At 61.2% G+C, this 22,308-nt stretch carries 22 protein-coding genes; 11 read left to right on the forward strand and 11 right to left on the reverse strand.

The genetic code is table 11. From position 1 onward, the window contains the following. From AB5Y98_RS12815 to AB5Y98_RS12825, 3 genes are all read right to left on the reverse strand, one after another. Positions 1-1,730 (reverse strand): retention module-containing protein (locus AB5Y98_RS12815; protein WP_368232023.1); only part of this gene is annotated, 1,730 nt, incomplete at its 3' end. Positions 1,731-1,956: 226 nt separating this feature from the next. After that, positions 1,957-3,618, reverse strand: a complete 1,662-nt coding sequence (locus AB5Y98_RS12820; RefSeq protein ID WP_274182136.1) for a putative transporter — start codon at positions 3,616-3,618, stop codon at positions 1,957-1,959. Between the two features lie 118 nt (positions 3,619-3,736). Beyond that, on the reverse strand, positions 3,737-4,372 hold the full coding sequence (locus AB5Y98_RS12825; RefSeq protein ID WP_274182135.1) for a hemolysin III family protein: 636 nt from the start codon (positions 4,370-4,372) through the stop codon (positions 3,737-3,739). Positions 4,373-4,590: 218 nt separating this feature from the next. Between AB5Y98_RS12825 and AB5Y98_RS12830 the strand changes: the two genes are divergently transcribed. The 3 genes from AB5Y98_RS12830 to AB5Y98_RS12840 all read left to right on the forward strand — a co-directional run bounded on the left by AB5Y98_RS12830 (position 4,591) and on the right by AB5Y98_RS12840 (position 7,085). Continuing rightward, positions 4,591-6,096, forward strand: a complete 1,506-nt coding sequence (locus AB5Y98_RS12830; protein WP_368232024.1) for an aminotransferase class V-fold PLP-dependent enzyme — start codon at positions 4,591-4,593, stop codon at positions 6,094-6,096. Between the two features lie 104 nt (positions 6,097-6,200). After that, a complete protein-coding gene (locus AB5Y98_RS12835) occupies positions 6,201-6,764 on the forward strand; it encodes a septation protein A (protein WP_005309592.1) in 564 nt (187 codons plus the stop codon). 24 nt (positions 6,765-6,788) lie between these two features. After that, complete coding sequence (locus tag AB5Y98_RS12840; RefSeq protein WP_005309589.1) at positions 6,789-7,085, forward strand: YciI family protein; 297 nt, start codon at positions 6,789-6,791, stop codon at positions 7,083-7,085. A gap of 78 nt (positions 7,086-7,163) precedes the next feature. On the opposite strand, the gene cysQ is transcribed toward AB5Y98_RS12840, so the two are convergent. Then, complete coding sequence (cysQ, locus tag AB5Y98_RS12845; RefSeq protein WP_368232025.1) at positions 7,164-7,934, reverse strand: 3'(2'),5'-bisphosphate nucleotidase CysQ; 771 nt, start codon at positions 7,932-7,934, stop codon at positions 7,164-7,166. 166 nt (positions 7,935-8,100) lie between these two features. On the opposite strand from cysQ, the gene AB5Y98_RS12850 reads away from it, so the two are divergent. The 3 genes from AB5Y98_RS12850 to AB5Y98_RS12860 all read left to right on the forward strand — a co-directional run bounded on the left by AB5Y98_RS12850 (position 8,101) and on the right by AB5Y98_RS12860 (position 11,038). Beyond that, positions 8,101-8,421 (forward strand): ComEA family DNA-binding protein, encoded by a 321-nt coding sequence (locus AB5Y98_RS12850; protein ID WP_017780975.1) that lies wholly within the window; start codon positions 8,101-8,103, stop codon positions 8,419-8,421. Positions 8,422-8,515: 94 nt separating this feature from the next. After that, positions 8,516-9,427, forward strand: coding sequence for a UTP--glucose-1-phosphate uridylyltransferase GalU (galU, locus tag AB5Y98_RS12855; protein WP_005309577.1), 912 nt, complete (start codon positions 8,516-8,518; stop codon positions 9,425-9,427). A 213-nt stretch (positions 9,428-9,640) separates the two neighbouring features. Further along, positions 9,641-11,038 (forward strand): peptide MFS transporter, encoded by a 1,398-nt coding sequence (locus AB5Y98_RS12860; protein WP_336291932.1) that lies wholly within the window; start codon positions 9,641-9,643, stop codon positions 11,036-11,038. A gap of 75 nt (positions 11,039-11,113) precedes the next feature. Here the strand turns inward: AB5Y98_RS12860 and AB5Y98_RS12865 are convergent, their stop codons facing one another. Next, positions 11,114-12,085, reverse strand: a complete 972-nt coding sequence (locus AB5Y98_RS12865) for a response regulator (RefSeq protein WP_368232026.1) — start codon at positions 12,083-12,085, stop codon at positions 11,114-11,116. 354 nt (positions 12,086-12,439) lie between these two features. Between AB5Y98_RS12865 and AB5Y98_RS12870 the strand changes: the two genes are divergently transcribed. The 3 genes from AB5Y98_RS12870 (at position 12,440) to AB5Y98_RS12880 (ending at position 14,800) form a co-directional block, all read left to right on the forward strand. After that, positions 12,440-13,117 carry a DnaT-like ssDNA-binding domain-containing protein gene (locus AB5Y98_RS12870; protein WP_005309566.1) on the forward strand — a complete coding sequence of 226 codons (678 nt, stop codon included), beginning with the start codon at positions 12,440-12,442 and terminating at the stop codon, positions 13,115-13,117. Positions 13,118-13,185: 68 nt separating this feature from the next. Further along, a complete protein-coding gene (locus AB5Y98_RS12875) occupies positions 13,186-14,040 on the forward strand; it encodes a DnaA/Hda family protein (RefSeq protein ID WP_005309562.1) in 855 nt (284 codons plus the stop codon). Between the two features lie 124 nt (positions 14,041-14,164). Beyond that, complete coding sequence (locus tag AB5Y98_RS12880; RefSeq protein ID WP_368232027.1) at positions 14,165-14,800, forward strand: SDR family oxidoreductase; 636 nt, start codon at positions 14,165-14,167, stop codon at positions 14,798-14,800. A 59-nt stretch (positions 14,801-14,859) separates the two neighbouring features. Here AB5Y98_RS12880 and AB5Y98_RS12885 read toward each other — a convergent pair whose 3' ends face one another. The 4 genes from AB5Y98_RS12885 to AB5Y98_RS12900 form a co-directional block, all read right to left on the reverse strand. Then, positions 14,860-16,068, reverse strand: a complete 1,209-nt coding sequence (locus AB5Y98_RS12885; protein WP_368232028.1) for an ABC transporter permease — start codon at positions 16,066-16,068, stop codon at positions 14,860-14,862. Next, the gene (locus tag AB5Y98_RS12890; RefSeq protein WP_368232029.1) at positions 16,065-17,201 is read right to left on the reverse strand and encodes an ABC transporter permease; all 1,137 of its coding nucleotides are present in this window, start codon (positions 17,199-17,201) and stop codon (positions 16,065-16,067) included. Before AB5Y98_RS12890 ends, AB5Y98_RS12885 begins: the two co-directional genes overlap by 4 nt. Then, on the reverse strand, positions 17,201-18,205 hold the full coding sequence (locus AB5Y98_RS12895; protein ID WP_368232030.1) for an HlyD family secretion protein: 1,005 nt from the start codon (positions 18,203-18,205) through the stop codon (positions 17,201-17,203). The genes AB5Y98_RS12890 and AB5Y98_RS12895 overlap by 1 nt, the downstream gene beginning before the upstream one ends. Positions 18,206-18,278: 73 nt before the next feature. Continuing rightward, a complete protein-coding gene (locus AB5Y98_RS12900; protein ID WP_017763945.1) occupies positions 18,279-19,637 on the reverse strand; it encodes a TolC family protein in 1,359 nt (452 codons plus the stop codon). A gap of 338 nt (positions 19,638-19,975) precedes the next feature. Between AB5Y98_RS12900 and dusB the strand changes: the two genes are divergently transcribed. After that, positions 19,976-20,941 (forward strand): tRNA dihydrouridine synthase DusB, encoded by a 966-nt coding sequence (dusB, locus tag AB5Y98_RS12905; protein WP_117405924.1) that lies wholly within the window; start codon positions 19,976-19,978, stop codon positions 20,939-20,941. A 25-nt stretch (positions 20,942-20,966) separates the two neighbouring features. Then, entirely contained in the window at positions 20,967-21,263 is a 297-nt protein-coding gene (fis, locus tag AB5Y98_RS12910; protein WP_005309538.1) for a DNA-binding transcriptional regulator Fis, read from the forward strand. A gap of 82 nt (positions 21,264-21,345) precedes the next feature. On the opposite strand, the gene AB5Y98_RS12915 is transcribed toward fis, so the two are convergent. Further along, the gene (locus AB5Y98_RS12915; RefSeq protein WP_268028099.1) at positions 21,346-21,978 is read right to left on the reverse strand and encodes a LysE family translocator; all 633 of its coding nucleotides are present in this window, start codon (positions 21,976-21,978) and stop codon (positions 21,346-21,348) included. Positions 21,979-22,058: 80 nt separating this feature from the next. Continuing rightward, positions 22,059-22,308, reverse strand: a 250-nt coding sequence (locus AB5Y98_RS12920) for a hypothetical protein (RefSeq protein WP_368232031.1), incomplete at its 5' end; no start/stop codon positions are given.

Raw genomic sequence — 22,308 nt, forward strand, 5'->3', positions numbered from 1 at the left:
GCGCTGTTGCCCGCTGCATCGGTGCTGGTCACGCTGGCCTCGATAGTGCGGTCTGTATCTACTGCCAGATCACTGCCCGCCACCAGGATGGCGAAGCGACCATCGGCAGCCACCGGGCCGGTGAAGGTTTTGCCGTTGACGGTCAGGGTGACGATGTCACCAGCCTTGAACTCGCCGCTCACGGTGCCGCTCACCGGGATCTGCTGACCAGCTTCAGTGGCGTTGATGACATCGTCATCAGTGATGTTGGCATCCAACGTGATGGCCAGATCCACCGGCGCCGTGGTATCAACCCCGAACCCTTCGCTGTCGGTCGCGGTAGCGCTGTTGCCCGCTGCATCGGTGCTGGTCACGCTGGCCTCGATAGTGCGGTCTGTATCTACTGCCAGATCACTGCCCGCCACCAGGATGGTGAAGCGACCATCGGCAGCCACCGGGCCGGTGAAGGTCTTGCCGTTGACGGTCAGGGTGACTGTGTCGCCTTCATTGAACTCGCCGCTCACGGTGCCGCTCACAGGAATATCCTGCTGGGCCTCAGTTGCGTTGATCACATCGTCCGCAGTGATATCGGAGTCCAAGCGAATCGCCAGCTCTGATACTTCCAGATCAACTTCGAACCCTTCGCTATCGGTAGCAGTGGTGCTATTGCCCGCCGCGTCTATGCTGGTCACGCTAGCCTCGATGGTGCGGTCGCTGTCCGCCGCCAGATCGCTGCCCGCCACCAGGATGGTGAAGCGGCCAGCGGCGTCCACCTTGCCGGTGTATTCGGTGTTGTTGACGGTCAGGGTGACTGCGTCGCCCGCCTTGAACTCGCCGCTGACTGTGCCGCTGACCGGGATCTGCTGACCCGCTTCGGCAGCGTTGATGACATCGTCGGCGGTGATGTTGACATCCAGTTCGATGGCCAGATCCGGGGCTGTGCTGTCCACGCTGCCATCGTCAGTCGCGGTGCCGGTGTTGCCGGTCGGATCGGTGACGCTGCCCGTGACGGTGTAGGAACCATCCGGCAGCGGCGTGGTGACATCCACGCTGAAAGTGCCATCCGGATTGACGGTGGTGATCAGGGTTTGCTGGTTGCCATTGGCATCGGTCACCAGCAGGGTCACGGTACTGCCGGCGGCGGCATCCGTGGTACCCGTGATGGTCGGGGTAGTGTCGTTGGTATTGTCAGGCGCAGAGACGGTGATCACCGGCGGCACCAGATCGATCAGGCGGTTCTCTTCACCCGGCAGTGCATCAGCGGTCACGCCGGCATCGGTTTGATAGGTCGTATCAAAACCCGCCGCCGCTATGGTGGCATCGCCGGTACGGTCGATGGTGACAAAACCACCATTGCCGCTGGCGCCGGCCACGCCGCCAATACCACCGCCGGCGGCAGGAGCCCCACCGGCAGCAGAGGCTTCAAACGCCTTGGTCGGGTCGGCGCCACCCAGAATGGCTTGCTGCAGGGCGGCGATGTCATCGGGGTTGCCGCTCGGTACGTTCTGGGCAAGCTGGGGCTCTTGAGACGTTTCATCCTCAGCCTGCTGCTCGTTGGTCGGGCTCAGGGTGAAAGTCTGGTTGCCACCTTTGAAGCTGGCGCCCTCAGGAGTGATCAACACGGCATTCTTGGGCAGGATATCGCCTTCGGCGAGCGGTTGCTGGCTGCCATCTGCGGCGACCAGGTAAACCTTGCCTTTCAACTGGGTAACGACAACGTCCTGATCCAATGCAATTTCGTGGCTGCTCATGTGCTCTCCTGAATCTCTATCGGCATGCAATATTCCACCGTCTAATGTGCCCGCGAACGGCACCAGAAACCAGTTAGAAAATTCGAATGGATAGACTGATTCAAGGCCGGAACGGTCGGTTAAACAGAAGGGTCAATAGCGGTGGAAATAAAAATAAAATCAAGATGATCAATATGTTGCAAATTCATGAAGGGAGCACATCAAGTGCTCCCATTCGGGGTCATATTCAGCTGCCAGCCCACAGCAGGATGGCGAGCAGCTGGGGCGAGATGATCCGCAGAAACATCACCAGCGGATAGACGGTCGCGTACGAGAGCGCGCTGGCACCACTGGTGGGATGCATGCCGTTGGCAAACGCCAGGGCGGGAGGATCCGTCATGGAGCCGGCCAGCAGACCGCACAGGGTGAGGTAGTTCATCTTGCCGTACAGACGGGCCAGCACCCCGACCACCAGCAGCGGGATCAGGGTGATCGCCACCCCGTACATCATCCAGGCCGGGCCGTCACCGTTGATCAGGGTATCGATGAAGCCGGCGCCGGACTTGAAGCCCACCACCGCCAGAAACAGCACTATGCCGATCTCCCGCAGCGCCAGGTTGGCACTGGGGGGCATGAACCAATAGAGCTTGCCGATGCTGCCGATGCGCGACAGGATCAGCGCCACCACCAAGGGCCCACCTGCCAGGCCCAGCTTGAGCGCGGCCGGGAAGCCCGGCAGGTAGAAGGGGATGGAGCCGAGCAGCACGCCGAGACCGATGCCGATGAACACCGGCAGCATCTGCACCTGCTGCAGTTTCTGCTGCACGTTGCCCACCACATTGGTGACCGCCTCGATGGCGTCGAGCCGTCCCACCAGATTGAGGATGTCGCCGAACTGCAGGCTGGTCTGGCTGGTCGGCACCAGCTCGATGCCGGCCCGGTTGAGGCGCGAGATCACCACGTCGTACTTCTGCTTGATGTCGAGATCGCGGATCTTCTTGCCGAGCACCTGCTCGTTGGTCACCACCACCCGCTCCACCCGCAAGTCGGTGCCGCGGGTCGAGAGCGAGGTCTCCACCTCCTCCCCCAGCACCAGCAGCACCTTGCGCAGGGCGTGTCGCTCACCCACCAGGTGCAGCAGGTCGCCCAGCTCGATGCGTGACTCCGGTCGCGGCACCATCAGCTCCTCGCCGCGCTTGAGGCGCGAGCAGATGACGTCGGCCTCGTCGAGACTCGGGATCTCGCTCAGCATCAGGCCGTGGATGTTGGGGTTGCGCACCGCGATGTTGATGGTCTGCAGACTCTCCTTGGTCTTGCCGGCCTGCTGTTCAAACTGGGCGGCTTCTTCGTCGATCTTGATGCGAAAGAACATACGGATCAGCCACATGGTCAACAAAATGCCACAGATGCCGAACGGATAGGCGACCGCATAGCCCATCCCCATCAGGCCGGTGGAACCGGGGGCGGCCCCCAGCTCGGCCAGGATCTGCTGGCCGGCACCGAGGGAAGGGGTGTTGGTCACGGCGCCGGAGAAGACCCCCAGGATCACTGGCAGCGGCACATTAAACAACTGATGCAGGGCTGCCGCCACCGCGCAGCCGAGCAGTACCAGCAGGGCAGCGAAGCCGTTGAGCTTGAGGCCGGAGCTGCGCAGGGAGGAGAAGAAGCCGGGACCGACCTGAATACCGATGGTGTAGACAAACAGGATCAGGCCGAACTCCTGAATGAAGTGCAGGGTCTGCTCATCCAGCGCCAGCCCCGAGAGGCCGGCGAAGTGGCCCACTATGATGCCGCCGAACAGCACCCCTCCGATCCCGAGACCAACGCCATAGACTCGCCAGTTCCCCAGCCAGAGCCCCAGCACTGCCACCAGCGACAACATGCTGATGGAAAGCGCGATATCACTCATTTCGTGCATCCTTTGCGAATTGAACTGTCCCTAGCTTGTCAGCAAACGCCGCGGTCAACTGTGTGATACCGCACGAATTTATCCTTTCGAGCAACAAAAAATACCAATTAAGGGCTAGTTATGCGACGTAACCATAAATGGCCATAAAGTGACAAACACTGCCCCCCAGCACGAACAGATGCCAGATGGCGTGGTTGTAGGGGATGCGCTTGGCCACATAGAAGATCACCCCCAGACTGTAGATGAGACCACCCAGCCCGAGCAGCAGCAAGCCTTCCCCCTCCAGATGGATATAAAGCTGATAGACCACCAGCAACGACAGCCAGCCCAGCATCAGGTAGGTAAACAGCGACAGCTTCTTGAAGCGGTTGATGAACAGCAGCTTGAACACCACCCCTGCCAGCGCCAGCCCCCAGATCACCACCATCAGTCCCTGTGCCAGCGGCGTGTCGAGCGCCACCAGCAGAAAAGGGGTATAGGTACCGGCGATCAGCAGATAGATGGCACAGTGATCAAACACCTTGCACCAGCGCCTGGCCGGCCCCTCCGCCATGCTGTGATAGAGGGTCGAGGCCAGATAGAGCAGCACCAGGCTGCCGCCATACAGGCTGTAACTGATCAGTGCCTGGGTGCCCTGCTCCCAGCCCTTGTTCAACAACAACACCAACCCCAGGATCCCCAGCACCAGCCCCAGCCCATGGCTGAGGCGGTTGGCCAGCTCCTCGCGGGGCGAATAATCCGTCACACTGCTCATTGCATACTCCTGCCCAAACTGCGCTCACTCTAGCTGCCGCCATTTCAGAGTACAAGTGTTAGCTTAAAGATGATCCATCCCTATTTGCGATCCTTCCCCACCGCGCGCATGGCTGTCAGCCGTTGACCTTTGGTGTATGCTCTGCGGCCGATGCCCACTTAGCTGTTGCCGCCCCTTGTTCCCTCTCGACTCCCCGGCAACCCGGTCTGGAGAACCTGATGAAGTTGACTGAGCTGTTTACACAACCGGATCCGGCCTTTGGCCAGGCCATGACGGATCTGCTGGAAACCTTCCACCACTCGGATGACAGTCAGGCTCCCTATCAGCGCGACCAGTTCACCCACCAGCTTGAACAATCGGGCATGCCGGAAACAGGGCTCGCCATGGCGGACTACCTGACCAGGCTGGCCACCCTGGTGCCCGGCGCCTCCCACCTGACCTCGCCACGCTACATGGGCCATATGACAGCACCATTGCCAGCCTTCACCGCCGAGCTTTCCCGTCTGGTGGTGATGCTCAACCAGAACCCGATGAAGATGGAATCCTCCCGCCTGCTCAGCTTTCTGGAGCGGGAGGTGCTGGCCAAGCTGCATCGCCTCGTCTATCGCGCCGACGAGGACTTCTATCGCACCCATATGCATGCCAAGGATGCGGCGCTCGGCGTCATGACCAGCGGCGGCACCATCGCCAACGTCACCGCCCTCTGGCTGGCCCGCAACCGCGCCTGTGGCGACAACCTGTTCGCCCTCTATGAGCAGGGCTATCGCGGCGCCGTCATTCTGGGCTCGCGGCTGATGCACTACTCCTTCGACAAGGGGATGGATCTGCTGGGGCTGGGGGCGCGCAGCGTCTGGCGCCTCGAGACCGACCAGCATAATCGGCTCAGCCTGGCCGCGCTGGAGCAGGCGCTGGCCCAGTGCAAGGAGCAGAAACTCAAGGTGCTGGCCCTGGTCGGTGTGGCCGGCAGCACCGATTTCGGCTCCATCGACCCGCTGCCTGAGCTGGTGGCCATCGCCGCTCGCGAGCAGATCCACTTCCACGTGGATGCCGCCTGGGGTGGCCCGACCCTCTTCTCGCCCCGTTATCAGCGGCTGCTGGCGGGGATCGAGCACGCCGACACCGTCACCCTGGATGGCCACAAGCAACTGCTGGTGCCGCTCGGTACCGGCATGCTGCTCTGCCGCCAGCCGGACCTGATGATGGCGGTCAAGCGGGAGGCCCCCTACGCCATCCGCGCCAGCTCTTTTGATCAGGGGCGCTTCACCCTGGAGGGAACCCGCCCGGCCAACGCCCTCTATCTGGATGCCGCCTTCCAGCTGTTCGGCCAGCAGGGCTATGCCGAGCTCATCGAGGCCAACTACGACCGGGCCCGCCTGATGGCCAGCCTCATCGACCAGGATCCGGCCTTCGAACTGATGTCGGCCCCGGTGATGAACCTGCTCTCCTATCGCTGCATCCCCCTTCATCTGCAGGGCAAGGTGCTGGACGAAGCCGCCAACGAACAGGTCAATGCCTTCAACGTCGCGCTGCAAAAGGCCCAACGCGCCGAGGGGCACAGTTTTGTCTCCCGCACCCAGCGGGCCGTGGGTCGCTACGGTGCCCAACCGCTCACCCTGTTGCGGGCCGTACTGCTCAATCCCCTCATCGAGGAGCGACATATTCGTGAGCTGCTGGCAGATCAGAAACGGTTGGGCGATGAGATCGCAGGGCAGCTATTTGGCTGAGGAACTGGCTGGCGAATGAGCGGTCTTATTCATTTGCCGTTGCCCATCGGGCAGGTACACTGGATGAAATTTTGCGTTCCACTCTTGAGGGCGACGAGCCAGACATGAAGCAATTTATTGAATTTATTCCTCTTATCGTTTTCTTTGCGGTCTACAAGTTCTACGACATCTACATGGCCACCGGCGCTCTGGTGGTGGTGACCGGTCTGCAGCTCGCCTACAGCTGGGTTCGCTATCGCAAGGTCGAGAAGATGCAGCTGTTCACCTTCCTGCTGGTCGGCTTCTTTGGCGGCCTGACCGTCATCTTCCACGACGACACCTTCATCAAATGGAAAGTGACCGTCATCAATGTACTGTTCGCGCTGGGCCTGCTCATCAGCCGCTACGGCTTTGGCAAGAACCTGATCAAGCAGATGCTGGGCAAGGAGCTGCAGGCCCCGGATCCTGTCTGGGATCGGGTCAATCTCGGCTGGGTCGGCTTCTTTACCGTCTGCGGCCTGCTCAACCTCTATGTGGCCTTCAACCTGCCGCAAGAGGTGTGGGTCAACTTCAAGGTGTTTGGCCTGCTCGGCATGACCCTGGTGTTCACCCTGCTGAGTGGTGTCTATCTCTATCGCCACCTGCCTGCCGAACAGCTGACCAAGCAAGAAGACGAACTGAAAAAATAACCGCCATCAGAAAAGGATCCTCTCATGTGGTATCTCATCTACTCCGAAGATGTTCAGGGCAGCCTGCCGCTGCGCAAGCAGGCGCGCCCGGCCCATCTGGCCAGACTGCAAGCCCTGCAGGATGAGGGACGGCTGCTCACCGCCGGCCCCAACCCGGCCATCGATGCCGAGGATCCGGCCGATGCCGGCTTTACCGGCAGCACCGTCATCGCCGAGTTCGCCTCGCAGGCGGATGCCAAGGCCTGGGCCGATGCAGACCCCTATGTGGCGGCCGGTGTCTATGCCAAGGTGACCATCAAGCCGTTCAAGAAGGTCTTCTGACCCAAGGGCAGTAGAGAAATAAAAAGGCCGGACTGGAGACTCACTCCAGCCCGGCCTTTTTGCATTTCACCGTCCCGTTTATGCCTTGGCCACAAACCAGGGGTTGAGGATGTCGGGCTTGTTGTAGCGCAGCGGCGAGCCATCCAGCTGGGTGACGCTGCCGCCAGCTCCTTCCAGTACCGCCTGCGCCGCCCCCGTATCCCACTCGCAGGTCGGGGCGAGGCGCGGATAGAGCTCGGCGCCCCCCTCGGCGATGATGCACAACTTGAGCGAACTTCCCATGGAGACCAGCTCTATCTCGCCCCGCTCCATGTCACCAAAGCGCGCCAGGTAATCGAGGGTCTCCTGTGACAGGTGATTGCGGCTGCCCACCACGCGCCAGGGTGTGCCTTCCTGATGAGGTCGGGTCTGGATAGCCTCATGCTTGCCATCGGCAATGCGCGAGGCCCCCACCCCCTTGCCACCATACCAGAGCCTGTCCAGCACGGGAGCATAGACCAGACCCCACAGTGGCTGGCCATGCTCGATCAGCGCGATATTGACGGTGAACTCGCCGTTGCGGGAGACGAACTCCTTGGTGCCATCGAGCGGATCCACCAGCCAATAGCGGGACCAGCCGAGTCGCGCCGCCATCACCTCGGGGGAGGACTCTTCCGACAGCACGGGAATGTCGGGGGTGAGCCGGGCCAACGCAGCGACAATCAGCTCGTGTGCCCCCTTGTCGGCGGCAGTCAGCGGACTCTCGTCCCCCTTGTACTCCACCGTAAAGGGCTGACTGTAGATGGCCATGATGACCTCGCCGGCGGCACGGGCGATGGGCTCCAGCTCGGAGATTGCGGGAAAAAACATGGAAAAAGACATCCTGGTCAAATGGTTGGAGCAGTGTACCCATTTTGGATAGAGGAGGCTTATAGCCGTTTGCTCTGACTTATACAGTGTCAGATATGACAGACAAAAAGTGGCGCGGCTCGACTAATCCTCAATAGCGAAACCCACAACACAAGGACGTGACGCCATGAACTACAAGACCCTGACCGCCACCCTGCTGCTGAGCTGCCTGCCGCTGCTCAGCCAGCCCCTGCTGGCCGCCGACAAGCCCGCCGCCACACCGGCCACCACGGTTGCCACCGCCAAGGAGAGTGGCAAGGTGAACCTGAATACCGCCAGTATCAACGAGTTGACCGCGCTCAAGGGCATCGGCGAGAAGAAGGCACAGGCCATCGTCGATTATCGCGAGAAACAGGGCAAGTTCACCACTGTTGACCAGCTTGCCGATGTCAGCGGTATCGGGCCGGCCACGCTGGAAGCAAATCGGGACATGATCATCGTCAAGTAACCGGTTTCCGCCACTTCCATCCTGAGGGCAGCCTGTGGCTGCCCTATTTTTCTTCGGGTATCATGGGCCCACTTTGTATCTCTGGACTCTCTCCATGAAAAAGACACCGCTCGTTGTACGCAAAGCCGTTCTTCCCGTCGCCGGTCTGGGTACCCGCATGCTGCCAGCCACCAAGGCCATCCCCAAGGAGATGCTGCCCGTCGTCGACAAGCCGCTGATCCAGTATGTGGTGCGCGAAGCCATCGCGGCCGGCATCAAGGAGATAGTGCTGGTCACCCACTCAAGCAAGAACTCCATTGAGAACCACTTCGACAAGAGTTTCGAGCTGGAAGCAACCCTCGAGAAGCGGGTCAAGCGTCAGCTGCTGGAAGAAGTGCAACACATCTGCCCGAAAGACGTCACCATCATGCACGTGCGTCAGGGTGAAGCCAAAGGGCTGGGTCACGCGGTGCTCTGCGCCCGCCCGCTGATCGGCGACAACCCCTTTGCGGTACTGCTGCCGGATGTGCTGATCGACGAGGTGGCCAGCGATCTCAAGCAGGACAATCTGGCCGAGATGGTGCACATGTTCGAAGAGAACCACATCAGCCAGATCATGGTGGAAGCCGTCCCCGAGAGCGAAGTGGACAAATACGGTATCGCCGACATCAAGGGTGAGGCGCTGAGCGAGGGCATGTCCCTGCCGATGCAGGCCATCGTCGAGAAGCCGCCTCGCGATGAAGCCCCCTCCAATCTGGCGGTGGTCGGCCGTTACGTGCTCTCTTCCAACATCTGGCCGCTGCTGGAACGCACCCCCGCCGGTGCCGGTGACGAGATCCAGCTGACCGACGCCATCGCCATGCTGATGGAGCAGGAGCAGGTCAACGCCTACTTCATGAAAGGGCGCAGCCACGACTGTGGCAGCAAGCTGGGTTACATGAAAGCCAACGTGGAATATGCCGCGCGCCATCCGGAGCTGAACGGCGAATTTATCAATTGGCTGAAGCAGTTTGCCAAGCAGCTGTAATCGCTGAATATTTAACCAAACGAAAGAATATTATACTGGGCATCATTCGATGCCCTTTTTCATTTTATAAACAAATATTCAACCATTGATAGATAAAATATCGCTAAATCATAATATTGTAATTTAATCACGCTTGTTCTATAAGGATTAAGGCTTGTTCCTAGCCCTTGCATAAAATTTCTAAAAAAATATAAGACACAGGTGGAAGTTCCAATGAATAATCCGTCCAAAGGGACCTTTTTAGGTCACCCTAAAGGGCTTTTTTTGCTCTTTAGTACCGAACTGTGGGAGAGATTCTCCTACTACGGCATGCGTGCCGTGCTCGTGCTCTATCTGACTGACATGACTGCCAACGGCGGGATGGGCTGGACTCAGGCCGATGCCCTCAAGCTGTACGGCATCTATACCGGTCTGGTCTACATCACCCCGATCATCGGCGGCTGGTTGGCTGATACCTTCCTGGGTCAGCGTCGCGCCATCCTGTTCGGGGCCGTGTTGATGGCCGCCGGCCAGTTCACGCTGGCCCTGCCCCACGCCATGTTCCCGGACATGGTCAACACGGTGTTCTATTCAGGTCTTGGTTTGCTGATCGTGGGTAACGGTCTGTTCAAACCGAACATCTCCACCATGGTGGGTGATCTGTATCAGGAAGGTGACCACCGTCGTGACGGTGCCTTCACCATCTTCTACATGGGCATCAACCTGGGCTCCCTGCTGGCCGGCGTGATCTGCGGCGCAGCCGCCACCGCCTACGGCTGGCAAGCCGCCTTCGTCAGCGCCGGTATCGGCATGCTGCTCTCTCTGGTAGTACAGGCCACCATGGCCCAGCGTTTCCTGGGTGATATCGGCCGCGTGCCGGCCGCCCAGCGCGCCGCCGAGCAGCGCTCCAAAGAGCAGAAAGCCCCGCTGACCAAGCAGGAAGTGGATCGCATCAAGGTCATCCTGGTGCTGGGTCTGTTCACCATCATCTTCTGGGCCGGCTTCGAGCAGGCTGGCGGTCTGATGAACCTGTACGCACAGGAGTATACCGACCGCATGATCGGCAGCTTCGAAGTACCGACCGCCTGGTTCCAGTCCCTGAACCCCTTCTTCATCATCACCCTGGCTCCCATCGTGGCCGCCATCTGGATCAAGCTCGGCAAGAAAGAGCCGAACTCCCCGGTGAAGTTCGCCATGGGTCTGCTGTTCCTGGCCATGGGCTTCCTGTTCATGATCGGTGCCGTGCTGGAACAAGGTGGTGATCAGGCCGTCAAGACCTCCATGTTCTGGCTGGTCGGCGCCTACCTGTTCCACACTCTGGGCGAGCTCTGCCTCTCCCCGATCGGCCTCTCCATGGTGACCAAGCTGGCTCCGCTGCGTCTGGCCTCCCTGATGATGGGTGCCTGGTTCGGCTTCGTGGCTCTCGCCAACTATGCCGCCGGCTTCATCGGCTCCTTCGTCGGCGAGTCCGGTGCCATGGCCATCTTCGGTGGCATCGCGCTGGCAGCCGTCATCAGCGCCCTGATCCTGCTGACCATGGCCAACCGCCTGGTCTACTGGATGCACGGTGCCGAAGGTCCGGCCAAAGAGCCGCAGGAACACGACAAGAAGCTGCAATCCGCTACCGTCTAAACCGGTTGGGATGATCAGCAACACAAAGAGGGCGCCCATGGGCGCCCTCTTTGTATGTGGCCGTCTGACAAGGCCTCAATGATGTCGAACATGCACATGCAGGGCACTGCCGCTGTCACTGCGAAACTGCAGGTCAAACGGCTCATGCCAACTGCGTCTGTGCAAGGCGTAGTGACTGGTGCGCAGCAGGCCGAGCGGCAGCCCCCCGGAGCGTACCAGCCAATGGGGCGAAGTCAGCCCGGCATTGGCAAAGACCAGCCCGTCCTCCTGATCAAACAGCAGTGCGGCCATGGCAAACGAGTGGCGCAAGCCGGATTCGATCAGCTGCAGATTTAGGTAGTCGAGCAGCCGATGGGGTTGAGTCAGCAACAGGCTCTCGCCGCGCTGAAACTGGCGATAGGGCCCGTTCATCAGGGAGCGCACCAGGGCCCCGCAAAACGCCGCATCCACCCCGAGCACCGGCAGCTCCATCACCAGCACCAGCAGCTTGTCATCCACCTTGAAGGTATCGGGAATGAACAGGTTGCCCATCCCCTTGAAGGTCACCTGCCAGGGGCCCCACTCCTGCAGACCGGGAGGCTTCAACCAGGCCAGCAACCGGGTGGCCGCCTTGTCGTGCTCGCGGAAAAAATCCATGTGATCCATCAACTCCAGCTGCTGCCCATAGCCGTGGTTAGCCGCCAGACACTGCTCTATGCTGCGGCGCACCTGACCGAAATCCGAGATAGGCTTGAGCAGAAAGTCGCGGGCGCCGGCGCGCAGCGCTCGTTCGACCGCCTCCATCTTGCTCTGGGCCGAGATGACGATGACAGGGGTATGAGGATAGCGGGCAGAGAGACAGGCGATCACCTCATGGCCATCCATGTTGGGCATGTTCAGGTCACACAAGACAACATCGGGGTGGTAAAGCGCGGCGGCGGAGAGACCTTCGATACCGTCTTCAGCCTGGAAGACGCAGGCGCCATCGTGCTCGAGATAATTTACCAAGGAGTGGCGAAAAACGACCTCGTCTTCCACCACCAGGATCCGTAATCCGGCTTTTGACATCTTGATAAAGCTCTTATTAGTCAACCAGTTATTTAGCTTCAAGCCTAGACCATAACCGACTGCACTGACCAATCGGATGATAGAATAATCTCCATTAAAGCTATGCCAGATAGCTATTTAGACCGTCAACTGTTTGAAATAAAGCAGGTAATGAGGTTGCCCGAAAACCCGCCTTGCCCTGCTGGCATCGCTTCGGCCTAGCAAGGGGGCATACGGGAGACAATCACTCCCCTGACGCGCGCGGGCAGAGATCGGCCACGCCCTCGCCCTGCTGCATCTCCCCCAGCCACCATCAATTGTATGCGGCCCCGCCATAGGGGATAATGCCCCTCAATTTCGTCGATGAAGCATGCCATGACTCCAGCCGAATACAGCGCCCTCGCCCACCCCAGATTGTCCCATCCTGCCCGCAGCCTCTATACCCTGCAGCTGCGTCGGCTGGTGCTGGAAAATCAGCTGGCCAGGCTCAACTACCCGGAGCTTGGGCGGGCGCTGGCGGTGGTCGACCCGGGCGATCCCAGCGGCTTCTCCTTTCAGGTCAATGCCCGCCAGCTGACCGAACTGTTTGATGAGCTGATGGAAGCCGGCCTGCTGCAGGTAGAGAGCCAGACCGAGAGTGAGCACTACCATCAGTGTCCGTTCCAGCTGCCGCTGCTGACCCAGCGGGTGCGCAGCCCCCTGCCGGAGCGCCCCTTCCAGATGCACCTGCAGTGGCGCCCGGATGAAGAGTTGCCCGCCCTCGCCCGCCTGTGCGGCGTGATCGATGCCAGCTACAGCGAAGAGGATCTCGGCGAGTTCATCGCCTACTGGCTGGGGCGGCCCGAGGTGTTCGACTCCCAGCACCAGTGGATGCTCAAGTTCATTCGCGCCCTCAAGACCCGCCGTTACGCCCGCCGCCAGCCGATGAGCGTGACCGGCTATCAGCAAGTCACCCCGGAGCCGGTGGAGGCTGGCCCGAGCAAGCGGGCGCAGGAGATGATCGAAGAGGCCAAGCGGCTGGCCGCGCAGCGCCAGGAGCCGGATAATGATTGAAGAAGGCCCCTGCCAGCAGGCAAAATCAGACCCCAGTCCCCACCCAGACCGAGCAGAAGGAGCACTCCATGACTGACCCGCACGATCCCCTGCGCCAGGAGCTGGAAGAGATCGAGGCCAAACGCCGGAAGATCGCCAAGGCCAAGCAGGAGCAACGGATGCACGACCCCGAATTAAGCCGCCACGTCAGCGGTCTGCTCGAGCGCATTCGTCGCCTGCAGGCCCAGACCGGTGGCAGCCAGTACGACTATGAAACCCTGCGCAAGGAGTACGACGCCAAGGCCAACGCCGAGGTGCGCGAACTGCAGAAGGTGGCGCGCCAGGAGCGGATCCAGAAGCTGATCGCCCAGGCCGACCTCAACCCGGACTGGGTGTTCGAGCGCATGGATGCCGGCGACCCCGCGCTGCAATACCCCATCGAGACGGCCCGTTACTTCATCAGCGGTTTCGAACACTGGGAGAAGAGCGGCGGTGGCTGCATGCTGATCTATGGCGACTACGGCACCGGCAAGTCAACCCTGGCCGGCGCGGTGGCGCACGAGCTGATCGAACGCCACCAGAAGTCGGTGATCTTCCAGCAGTGGGCCTCCATCGTTGATCGGCTGTTCTTCAACGTCATCCAGGATCAGGAGGAGCGCAACCAGTACCGGCGCGCCCTGGAAGAGGTTGACCTGCTGATCATCGACGAGGTGGCGGCCAATCGCGCCAAGATGGCGGAGAGCCAGTCCAGCTTCCTCGGCCACCTGCTGCGCCGTCGCCGCAACCTCTCAAAAAGTGTCATCCTCATCACCAACCACAGCCCCCAGAGCCTGCATCAGGCCATCGGCGACTTCAGCTTCGAGGCGATCAAGGCGTTCAACCCGGTGGATATCCACCTGAGCGGCCCCAGCCGTCGTCCCAATATCGGCCACTACAACGGCTGATGCTGCGTGAGCCGGGTGTCTCCGGCTCACCGTTTTCTCTCCTGCCAGACAAATAAAAACAACTCTCATTTACAACGCCTCTTCCGCCCTCTAGGCTAGCCCTTTCACTCAAGGGAGCAGCTCCATGCCAACCACACTCATCTTCGGAGCCAGCCGCGGGCTGGGCCGCGCCTTCACCGAGCAGGCACTGCAACTTGGCCACAGGGTCGTCGCCCTGGTGCGCCATGCCGACATGGCCGCCGAGCTGCAATCGCTGGGCGTCGACGTCATCAGCGGGGATGCCCTGGACCCGCAGGCGGTAGCAGCCGCCTGCCGGCACGCGGGTCGCGATGCCCACGTGGTCTCCACTCTCGGCAGCTTTCGCCAGGTTGAGCCCGTCGACTATCTTGGCAACCGCCAGGTGATCGACGAGATGGAGCGGGCCGGACTCAAGCGTCTGCTGCTGGTCACCTCCCTCGGCTGTGGCGACAGCTGGCAATATCTGCCCGAGCGGGCGCGGGCCGCCTTCGGCCACGAGGTGCGGCTCAAGAGCTTGGCGGAGAGCTGGCTGCAGACCAGCACGCTGGCGTGGACCATACTGCGCCCGGCCGGCCTGCAGGATGGCATCGCTACCGGTGCGGCCGTGCTGAGTCAGGGCAAGGAGATGCATGGTCTGGTGCGCCGGGCCGACGTCGCCGCCTGCGGGCTGCGTCTGCTGACCGACGAGGCGGCAGCAGGCCAGATCTACGCCATCGGCGACCCAAGCCTCAGCCGGGCATGAGCCAGCGCCATAGCAAAACGGTCAGCCCTGGGGCTGACCGTTTTGCTTTCGGGGAACACCTAACCGGCGGAGGGCTCGCTCACGGCATCCCGCGCCGGCGCGGCCGGGCGAACCTTTCGCCTCTGGGATTGACGCCAGCCCAGCAGCAGGCACGCCAGGGCGCCATACAGCAGCGCCAGCCCCCACAACTGCCACCAGTAACGGGCAACCTGCTCGAACCCCGCCCCCATCTGGTTGAGGCGCAAAAAACCCTCGATGGCCGGAGTGCTCGGCACCCACTGGGCCAGCCAGTTGAGCGGCGCCGGAATGAGTTCCAGCGGCCAGATGAAGCCGGCCAGGAAGACCAGCGGCAAGGAGGATACAAGCACCACCTGGGTCGGCAGATCGCGCCGGGTAAAGAGGGCCCCCAGCGCGACGCCAAACCAGGTCGTGGCCAGCAGGAACGGCAGGGTGAACAACCAGAGTGCGGCCGGCTCGGCGGTGCGCGCGATATCGTAGTGATCGAAGCAGAAGCCGAAGAAGTAGCTCACCGGCAGCACGAACAGCCCCCCCACCACCAGAGTTCGGGCCAGCAGCAGTGGCAGGACGGGCGCATCCTGCCAATAGCCTGACTCGCCGCGCTGGCTGCGCTGGTTCTGGGTCGCCCCCAGGATGCCGGTGCCCATCAGCAGCACCTGATGCAGGATCAGCACGAACACCGCCGGCACCACGTAGTTCACATAGCCCATGGTCGGATTGAACACCGGCAGTACGTTGAGGGCCACCGCATTCCAGCCCATGGCCGCCTGCGGCAGCGCCTCGCCGTGACTCAGCAGCCTGGCCACCTTCACCTGGGCGGCCAGGGTGCCGCCCGCCTGGGCCAGCCCCTCGGCGATGGTGCCGTAAACCAGGAAGTAGGAAGCATCGCCGGCATAGCTCAGGGTCACGCTCTTGCCCAGCATCAGATCCCGATAGAAGTGATTGGGGATGTGCAGGATTCCGCTCGCCTCGCCAGCCATCATCCGCTGGCGAGCCTCATCCAGCGAGCTGGCCCGGGCCACCAGTTTTACCTGCGGCGTCGCATCGGCCATGAACTCCAGCTGACGGGAGAGCTGGCTGCCATCCTCGTTGACCACCACCACCGCCTCTTCCCGCGGCAATTGATGCAGGTAGGGCTGCGGATAGAGGAAGGAGTAGAAGAAGACGCCGCCAAACAGGGTCAGCATGATGGCCCTGTCCGCCAGCAGGGTACGCAGCTCGAGGCGCAGCAGATCCCGGAATCCCATCATGGCTTGAGTTCCTCTTGTGACTGGGCTGCGCTCGCCTGTGCCCGGTAACGGCGCACGACCAGCAACAGGGGCAGCAGAAACAGCAGCAGGGCGCCGAACTGCGGCAGCGCTGCCGCCAGCGGTTGACCGTAGTTGGTCTGGCCGATCTGCAGCTCGACATAGTGAGAGATGGGCAGCAGGCTGCGCCAGAACTGGGCGAAATCCCCCATGGCACTGACCGGAAAGGTGACCCCCATGAAGGCGAACCCCGGCGCCGTGTAGGCCCCCGCCAGCGACAGAGCCCGGGCTGGATCCCGGATGATGGCGTAGAAGAAGGCTCCCATGCTGATGCAGGCGGCCGAGGCCAGCCCCAACCCCACCGTCAGCATCAGCCAGCTGCCGTGCATGGGATAGGCAAAGCCCTTGAACAGCAACAGCGTCCAGAGCAGCCCCCAGCCCCAGCCGATCAACACGTGGGGCAGCAGGGTGCGCCAGAGCCCGAACCAGACCCCTTTGGTAGTCCAGTCCAGTCCCAGCCGGTCGGTGCGGGCCAGCGCATTGAGTCCGTAGAGCACCACCAGGATCTGCCACACCGCAGGCAGGATGGCGCTCAGCAGAAACTGGGCGTAACTGGCATTGAGGTTGTAGAGCGCCGTCACCTGACTGTTGATGGGCACCGCCTGGCCGAGCGCCCCGGGCAGCGCCTTGCCATCGGCCATCGCCGTCAGCACGCCAACCTGGCCGTTGAGGGTTCCCACCACCTGGGCCAGCGCCGAGTTGACCAGCTTGGCGATCAGGATGAACTGGCCGTTGTTGAACACGGTCACCCGCGGCTGGGTACCCTGCCTGGCATCCCGCTCGAGATGGTCGGGCAGCACGACCAGGGCGTAGATGTCGCCTCCCCGCAGGGCGTTGGCCCCTTCAGCGATGGAGTCGAACTGTCGCGCGACCTTGAGCCCGGCGGAGGCATCCAGCGAATAGACCAGCTGGCGCGACAGCACGCTCTGATCCAGATCCACCAGACCTATCTTGAGATCCCGCGCCAGCCCGGCAGAGAAGATCCAGCAGAGGATCCCCATCAGCAGCAGGGGCAACCAGCTGGCCAGCGCCCGGCCGAACGGATCCTGCCACAACAACCGCCATTCGCGTCCCATCAGAGCTCAACCAGCACGCTCATGCCGACCCGCAGCCCCTCGACCGGTTGCAGCGGGCGCGCCTCCACCTGGAAGCTCTTCATGTCAAAGCCCTGGCGGGTGTCGGTGGCACGCCAGGTGGCAAAGTCCCCCATCACGGCCACATGGGTCACCTTGAAGCGCACCGTCTGCTCGCCAAGACCGGGGATGCGAGCATCGAACTCGGTGCCCAGCGCGAAGCGGGGCAGCAGATCTTCGCGCACGTGGAACTGGGCCCAGGCATCGCTCATGTCGAGCAGGGTCACCACCGGGAAGCCCTGCGGGGCCAGCTCGCCGCTGCGCAGCAGCACCTGGGATACTTCACCCGCATGCGGGCTATTGATGCGGGTGTCGGCCAGGTAGGCCTCCACTTCAGCCACCGAACCTGCCGCCATCTTGGCTTGCTCACGGGCCGCGATCTTGGTCTCTTCCCGTGCCCCTTCCAGGGTCATCTGATACTGCTGCCAGGCCATGCCTTCGCTGTACCTGGCCGCCTGCCAGGCCGTCCAGGCCTCATCGCGTTTTTGCAGCGACATCACGCCATCCCGGTGCAGGCTCGCGATACGTTCGTAGGTCTTGCCGCGCAGCAAGGCGGCCGCCTTGGCCTTTTGCCACTGATCCTTGGCGGCGGCGATCTGCTGCGCGCGCGCCCCCTTCTCGGCCTCTTGCGCCATGGCGCCTGCCGCGGCCTGGCCCGCCTTGGCCTGGCTCAGTTTGGCTTCAATCTCGGGGCTCGCCAGGGTGAACACCAGCTGGTCCTTGGCCAGTTGATCCCCCTTCTTCACCAGCACCTCCTCGATGCGGCCCGCCACCTTGGAGGAGACGGAGTACTGCTGCGCCTCGATCTGCCCCTGCAGACGCACCGGCTCGGGTTGATAGGCCAGCCAGAAACGCCAGCCCAGCCAGATGACCAGCAACACCAGCGCCAATGGCAGCAGCAGCGGCTTGCCCTGGCTCATCTTCTTCTTGATGGGGGGATGACTCATGAATTCACCTCGGCAAACGGGCGACCCTTGGCGGTCGAAACAGACATGAAAATGGGAGCAAGGCAGGCCGCGATCATGAGTTCACCTCGATCGCCTGCCCGTGCTGATACTGGTTGAAGCTGTTCATCTGCCCGGAGAGGGCCAGCAGACGCGCCAGCGAAATGACGTATTGATAAGCGGCAGCGGCGCGCTGGGTCTTGACCCCGGCCAGCTGGTTGCGGGCATCCACCACATCGAGGGAGGTGGAGAGCCCCTGCCCGAATGCCTTGTCCCTAAGCAGCACGTTCTCCTCGGCCAGCGCCTGGGTGGAAGAGAGCGACTGGAACTCTTCCAGCCCCTGCGCCGCCTCGCGCCAGGTCTTCTCGACCAGCAACTCCAGATCCTGGCGGGTCTTGGCCTGCAGCAGATTGACCTGCAGCTCGGCGCTCTTGGCCGCCTGTACCGTCTCGGAGCGGCCGTCACGGCTCACCAGTGGCATGCTGACGCCCACCCCGACCAGCCAGTCCGGGGTGGTCTTGGAGGCCAGCGAGTCATCCTCATAGAGGTTGTAGTTGCCATACAGGAACAGCTCGGGGGCGTACTTGCCCTTCTCCAGCTTGATCATCCCCTGCGCCTGCTCCTTCTTGGCCGTCAGCAACTTGAGGCCGGGGTGCACCGCCAGCGTCTCCTGCACGAAGGCTGCGAGTTCAGGCATCTGCGGATTGATGAAGAGCTGGGTATCGGGCTCCGCCTGCTTGAGCTTGAGCATGTGGCCGAGGGCCAGCTGGGCAATCTCCAGGCTGCGACGCGCCTTCTGGGTATCGATGCGGGCCCGGTCATAGGCCGATTGGGCGGAGAGACGCTCAACCCGGGCGATCTGGCCCTGAGCCTCCAGCTTCTTGGCATGCTCCAGGTGGTGAGCCAGCCCCTGCTCGATCTCCTGCTTGGTCTGCACCACCTGGGCCGCCAGCACCACCCCGAAATAGGTCTGGGAGAGGCTCTCGAAGGTGGACTGCTGCTTGAGCACCAGCAACTGCTGCGCCTCGCTCACCTGGGCCTGGCGAATGTCCTGTGCCGCATCGATGCGACCACCGGTGAACAGCGGCCAGAGCATCTTGACCGAGCTGGTCACCACGTTCTGTTTGGTGAGGGGGGTAACGAAGTCATTGGGCGTCAGCTTGAGCGCCTGCATGATGGGCGCCAGTACCTTGCCGAACTCAGGATGACTGGCGATGGGGTTGAGGTCCATCATGTCCAGCTCCACCGGCTGATCGAGATGGGTGTAGCTGGCCCCCACGTCCACCTTGGGCAAATACATGGCCTTGGCGGCTTCGCGCAGCTGTTGCGCCCGCTCCACCCCGGCCTGTTCCGCCGCCAGCCCGTCATCCTGTTGAATGACCCGGCTCCAGGCTTCGCTGAAACTGACCGTCTGAGCCTGGGCCGAGCCCAGCATGGCGCCAAGCAGACACGGGTAGAGAGATTTGATGAACCTTGCCGTCATACGTCCCCAATCTATTTGTAATGAATTTGTTTGGAGTCTTTGCTCGATACAAGCTCGCTATCATAACGCAAACCCGTCCGGGATGGGGACAGGCAAATCATGGTCCCCCTCATCCAATTGGCCCCGCCGCTTCGCTTCGACAATCTGTCCGATTTTCAAGCACTCCTGATTTTGCAAGCCTTGGCGCGACGTTTTTTTCAGAAAAAAATGGCTGACGCTCAAATACTAACCTTTTCTCCTGACTAAAAAATGCGTAATATACGCCGCCCTAAGCCGATGGTAACCGTGGAATGCAGATAGGTCCCCACACGCTTGAAACTCCCCTGATCGTGGCTCCCATGGCCGGTGTAACAGACCGACCATTCCGTGAACTTTGTTTGCGGCTGGGTGCCGGCATGGCCGTTTCCGAGATGCTGCTGGCCAACCCGGATGTCTGGGATACCCAGAAAACCCGGATGAGAATGGATCACTCTGCTGAAGGGGGCTTGCGATCGGTCCAGATTGCCGGAGCCGACCCCGAGATGATGGCGTTTGCCGCCCGCTACAACGTGGAGCAGGGCGCTCAGATCGTCGACATCAACATGGGATGTCCGGCAAAAAAAGTGAATAAGAAGCTGGCAGGTTCTGCCCTGTTGCGCCAACCAGACCTGGTCAGATCCATCTGCCGGGCCGTGGTGAACGCAGTGGACGTGCCTGTCACCTTGAAGATCCGCACAGGATGGGATCCGGATAACCGCAATGGCGAGGAGATCGCCCGAATCGCCGAAGATTGCGGTATCGCGGCCCTCGCCGTGCATGGTCGTACCCGAGCCTGTCTCTACAAGGGCGAAGCGGAGTACGACACTATCAGGGCGATTAAGCAGGCCGTATCGATTCCTGTTGTCGCCAATGGCGACATAGACAGCCCGGAGAAGGCCCGGTATGTCCTCGACTATACCGGTGTTGATGCCGTGATGATCGGCCGTGCTGCGCAAGGACGACCCTGGATTTTCCGGGAAATCCGTCATTTTCTTGAGACAGGCACCAAGCTGCCACCTCCCGAGAGGGAAGAGGTTCGCACCCTGATGAACGAGCATGTAACCAACCTGCACCAGTTTTATGGTGCATATCTGGGAGCGCGCATTGCCCGTAAACATGTGGGTTGGTATCTGGATGAAGAAGAGACGGGCCGAGAATTCCGTAAGCACTTCAATGCCCTGGATTGTGCAGACGCACAACTCGAGGCACTCGAAGCGTATTTCGATGGATTAGGTTAACGCATAACTAAAGAGCCGACCGAATATGTTCGAACAAACCCTGACTTCTGATGCATTGGTAACAACTACTCACAATCACGCTGCCGAGCCGACCCAGCGCCCCCTGCGTGACTCTGTGCAACAGGCCCTGCGGAACTACCTGGCCCAGTTGAACGGTCAGGAAGTGATTGATCTGTACGATATGGTTCTCTCCGAAGTCGAAGCTCCCATGCTGGACGTGATCATGCAGTACACCCGTGGCAACCAGACTCGCGCTGCCGTGATGATGGGGATCAACCGCGGTACTCTGCGCAAGAAACTCAAGCGCTACGGCATGAACTGATTTCAGTCATCCTGCTGCAGTGCAGACGAAGGCGTATCCCAGCAATGGGATACGCCTTTTTCTATGGACGACGTTTATCTTCTCACTCCACCGCCAGCTTGATGCCAAGCCCCACGAACAAGCCTCCCATCACACGGTTGAGCCAGGTATTCAGCCTTGCAGGCAGCCTCACCTTGCGGCTCGCATAGGCGGTCGAGAAAGCCAGCAGATGGCACCAGATCATGCCGTTGAAATTGAAGATGCAGCCCAGCACGATGAATGCCAGCGCTTTTTGCGGTGCATCTGGCGCAATGAACTGGGGCACAAAGGCGAGGAAGAACAGGGCCACCTTGGGGTTGAGCACATTGGTCAGTAACCCTTGCCGGAAGATCCGGCCATAGGAGAGCACAGGCAGGGACACAGCCTCTTCAGCCGATACCCGGCCTCCTCCCCCTTGCCTGAACATGGATAAACCGAGATAGACCAGATAAAGCGCGCCCATCAACTTGATGACGGCAAACAGCTCGGCCGAGGCGCTCAGCAGAGCGGACAACCCCAACGCAGCAGCCAGCACATGCACCATGGTGCCAGTTCCTATCCCCAGTGCCGCCATGGAGCCTGCCCGCCAGCCCTGGGAGCCGCTGCGCAGCATGATGAGCAGGGAATCGGGCCCCGGCATCATGTTCAACAGCAGGCCTGACAGGATAAACAACGCCAGATCGTGGATCCCCAACATACACAGCTCCCTTGTCGATGAAGTTCACAGTCTAAGGATCCCGCAGCCCTTGTCATCCCCAGCCGGGGCAATAGTGATCATCAACAAAAAGAATGCCCATATTGTTGCACCATCAGGAAATTGGCTAGCAGCGGAGGGGGAGAAATGCTGACCGAGGGCTGGAGAGATGTCTCAAAAGGGCTCAAATGGAAGTAGGCAGAATCAACATGGCACTGCCGTTGCGGAGCAAGCAAAAGGGGAATAGCACGGGAAACTGTGCAGAAATGGCTGAATTTCAGGCAATAAAAAAGCCCGCTCAAATGAGCGGGCTTCTTCAATTGGGTGCCTGGC

Origin of the sequence: Aeromonas sp. s3 (genome assembly GCF_040907805.1) — a bacterium.
GTDB classification, from domain to species: domain Bacteria; phylum Pseudomonadota; class Gammaproteobacteria; order Enterobacterales; family Aeromonadaceae; genus Aeromonas; species Aeromonas dhakensis.

Coding starts and splice junctions, on each gene's coding strand:
- AB5Y98_RS12820 (WP_274182136.1), bottom strand. CDS start 3,618: ATGAGTGATATCGCGCTTTCCATCAGCATGTTGTCGCTGGTGGCAGTG.
- AB5Y98_RS12825 (WP_274182135.1), bottom strand. CDS start 4,372: ATGAGCAGTGTGACGGATTATTCGCCCCGCGAGGAGCTGGCCAACCGC.
- AB5Y98_RS12830 (WP_368232024.1), top strand. CDS start 4,591: ATGAAGTTGACTGAGCTGTTTACACAACCGGATCCGGCCTTTGGCCAG.
- AB5Y98_RS12835 (WP_005309592.1), top strand. CDS start 6,201: ATGAAGCAATTTATTGAATTTATTCCTCTTATCGTTTTCTTTGCGGTC.
- AB5Y98_RS12840 (WP_005309589.1), top strand. CDS start 6,789: ATGTGGTATCTCATCTACTCCGAAGATGTTCAGGGCAGCCTGCCGCTG.
- cysQ (WP_368232025.1), bottom strand. CDS start 7,934: ATGTTTTTTCCCGCAATCTCCGAGCTGGAGCCCATCGCCCGTGCCGCC.
- AB5Y98_RS12850 (WP_017780975.1), top strand. CDS start 8,101: ATGAACTACAAGACCCTGACCGCCACCCTGCTGCTGAGCTGCCTGCCG.
- galU (WP_005309577.1), top strand. CDS start 8,516: ATGAAAAAGACACCGCTCGTTGTACGCAAAGCCGTTCTTCCCGTCGCC.
- AB5Y98_RS12860 (WP_336291932.1), top strand. CDS start 9,641: ATGAATAATCCGTCCAAAGGGACCTTTTTAGGTCACCCTAAAGGGCTT.
- AB5Y98_RS12865 (WP_368232026.1), bottom strand. CDS start 12,085: ATGTCAAAAGCCGGATTACGGATCCTGGTGGTGGAAGACGAGGTCGTT.
- AB5Y98_RS12870 (WP_005309566.1), top strand. CDS start 12,440: ATGACTCCAGCCGAATACAGCGCCCTCGCCCACCCCAGATTGTCCCAT.
- AB5Y98_RS12875 (WP_005309562.1), top strand. CDS start 13,186: ATGACTGACCCGCACGATCCCCTGCGCCAGGAGCTGGAAGAGATCGAG.
- AB5Y98_RS12880 (WP_368232027.1), top strand. CDS start 14,165: ATGCCAACCACACTCATCTTCGGAGCCAGCCGCGGGCTGGGCCGCGCC.
- AB5Y98_RS12885 (WP_368232028.1), bottom strand. CDS start 16,068: ATGATGGGATTCCGGGATCTGCTGCGCCTCGAGCTGCGTACCCTGCTG.
- AB5Y98_RS12890 (WP_368232029.1), bottom strand. CDS start 17,201: ATGGGACGCGAATGGCGGTTGTTGTGGCAGGATCCGTTCGGCCGGGCG.
- AB5Y98_RS12895 (WP_368232030.1), bottom strand. CDS start 18,205: ATGAGTCATCCCCCCATCAAGAAGAAGATGAGCCAGGGCAAGCCGCTG.
- AB5Y98_RS12900 (WP_017763945.1), bottom strand. CDS start 19,637: ATGCTGGGCTCGGCCCAGGCTCAGACGGTCAGTTTCAGCGAAGCCTGG.
- dusB (WP_117405924.1), top strand. CDS start 19,976: ATGCAGATAGGTCCCCACACGCTTGAAACTCCCCTGATCGTGGCTCCC.
- fis (WP_005309538.1), top strand. CDS start 20,967: ATGTTCGAACAAACCCTGACTTCTGATGCATTGGTAACAACTACTCAC.
- AB5Y98_RS12915 (WP_268028099.1), bottom strand. CDS start 21,978: ATGTTGGGGATCCACGATCTGGCGTTGTTTATCCTGTCAGGCCTGCTG.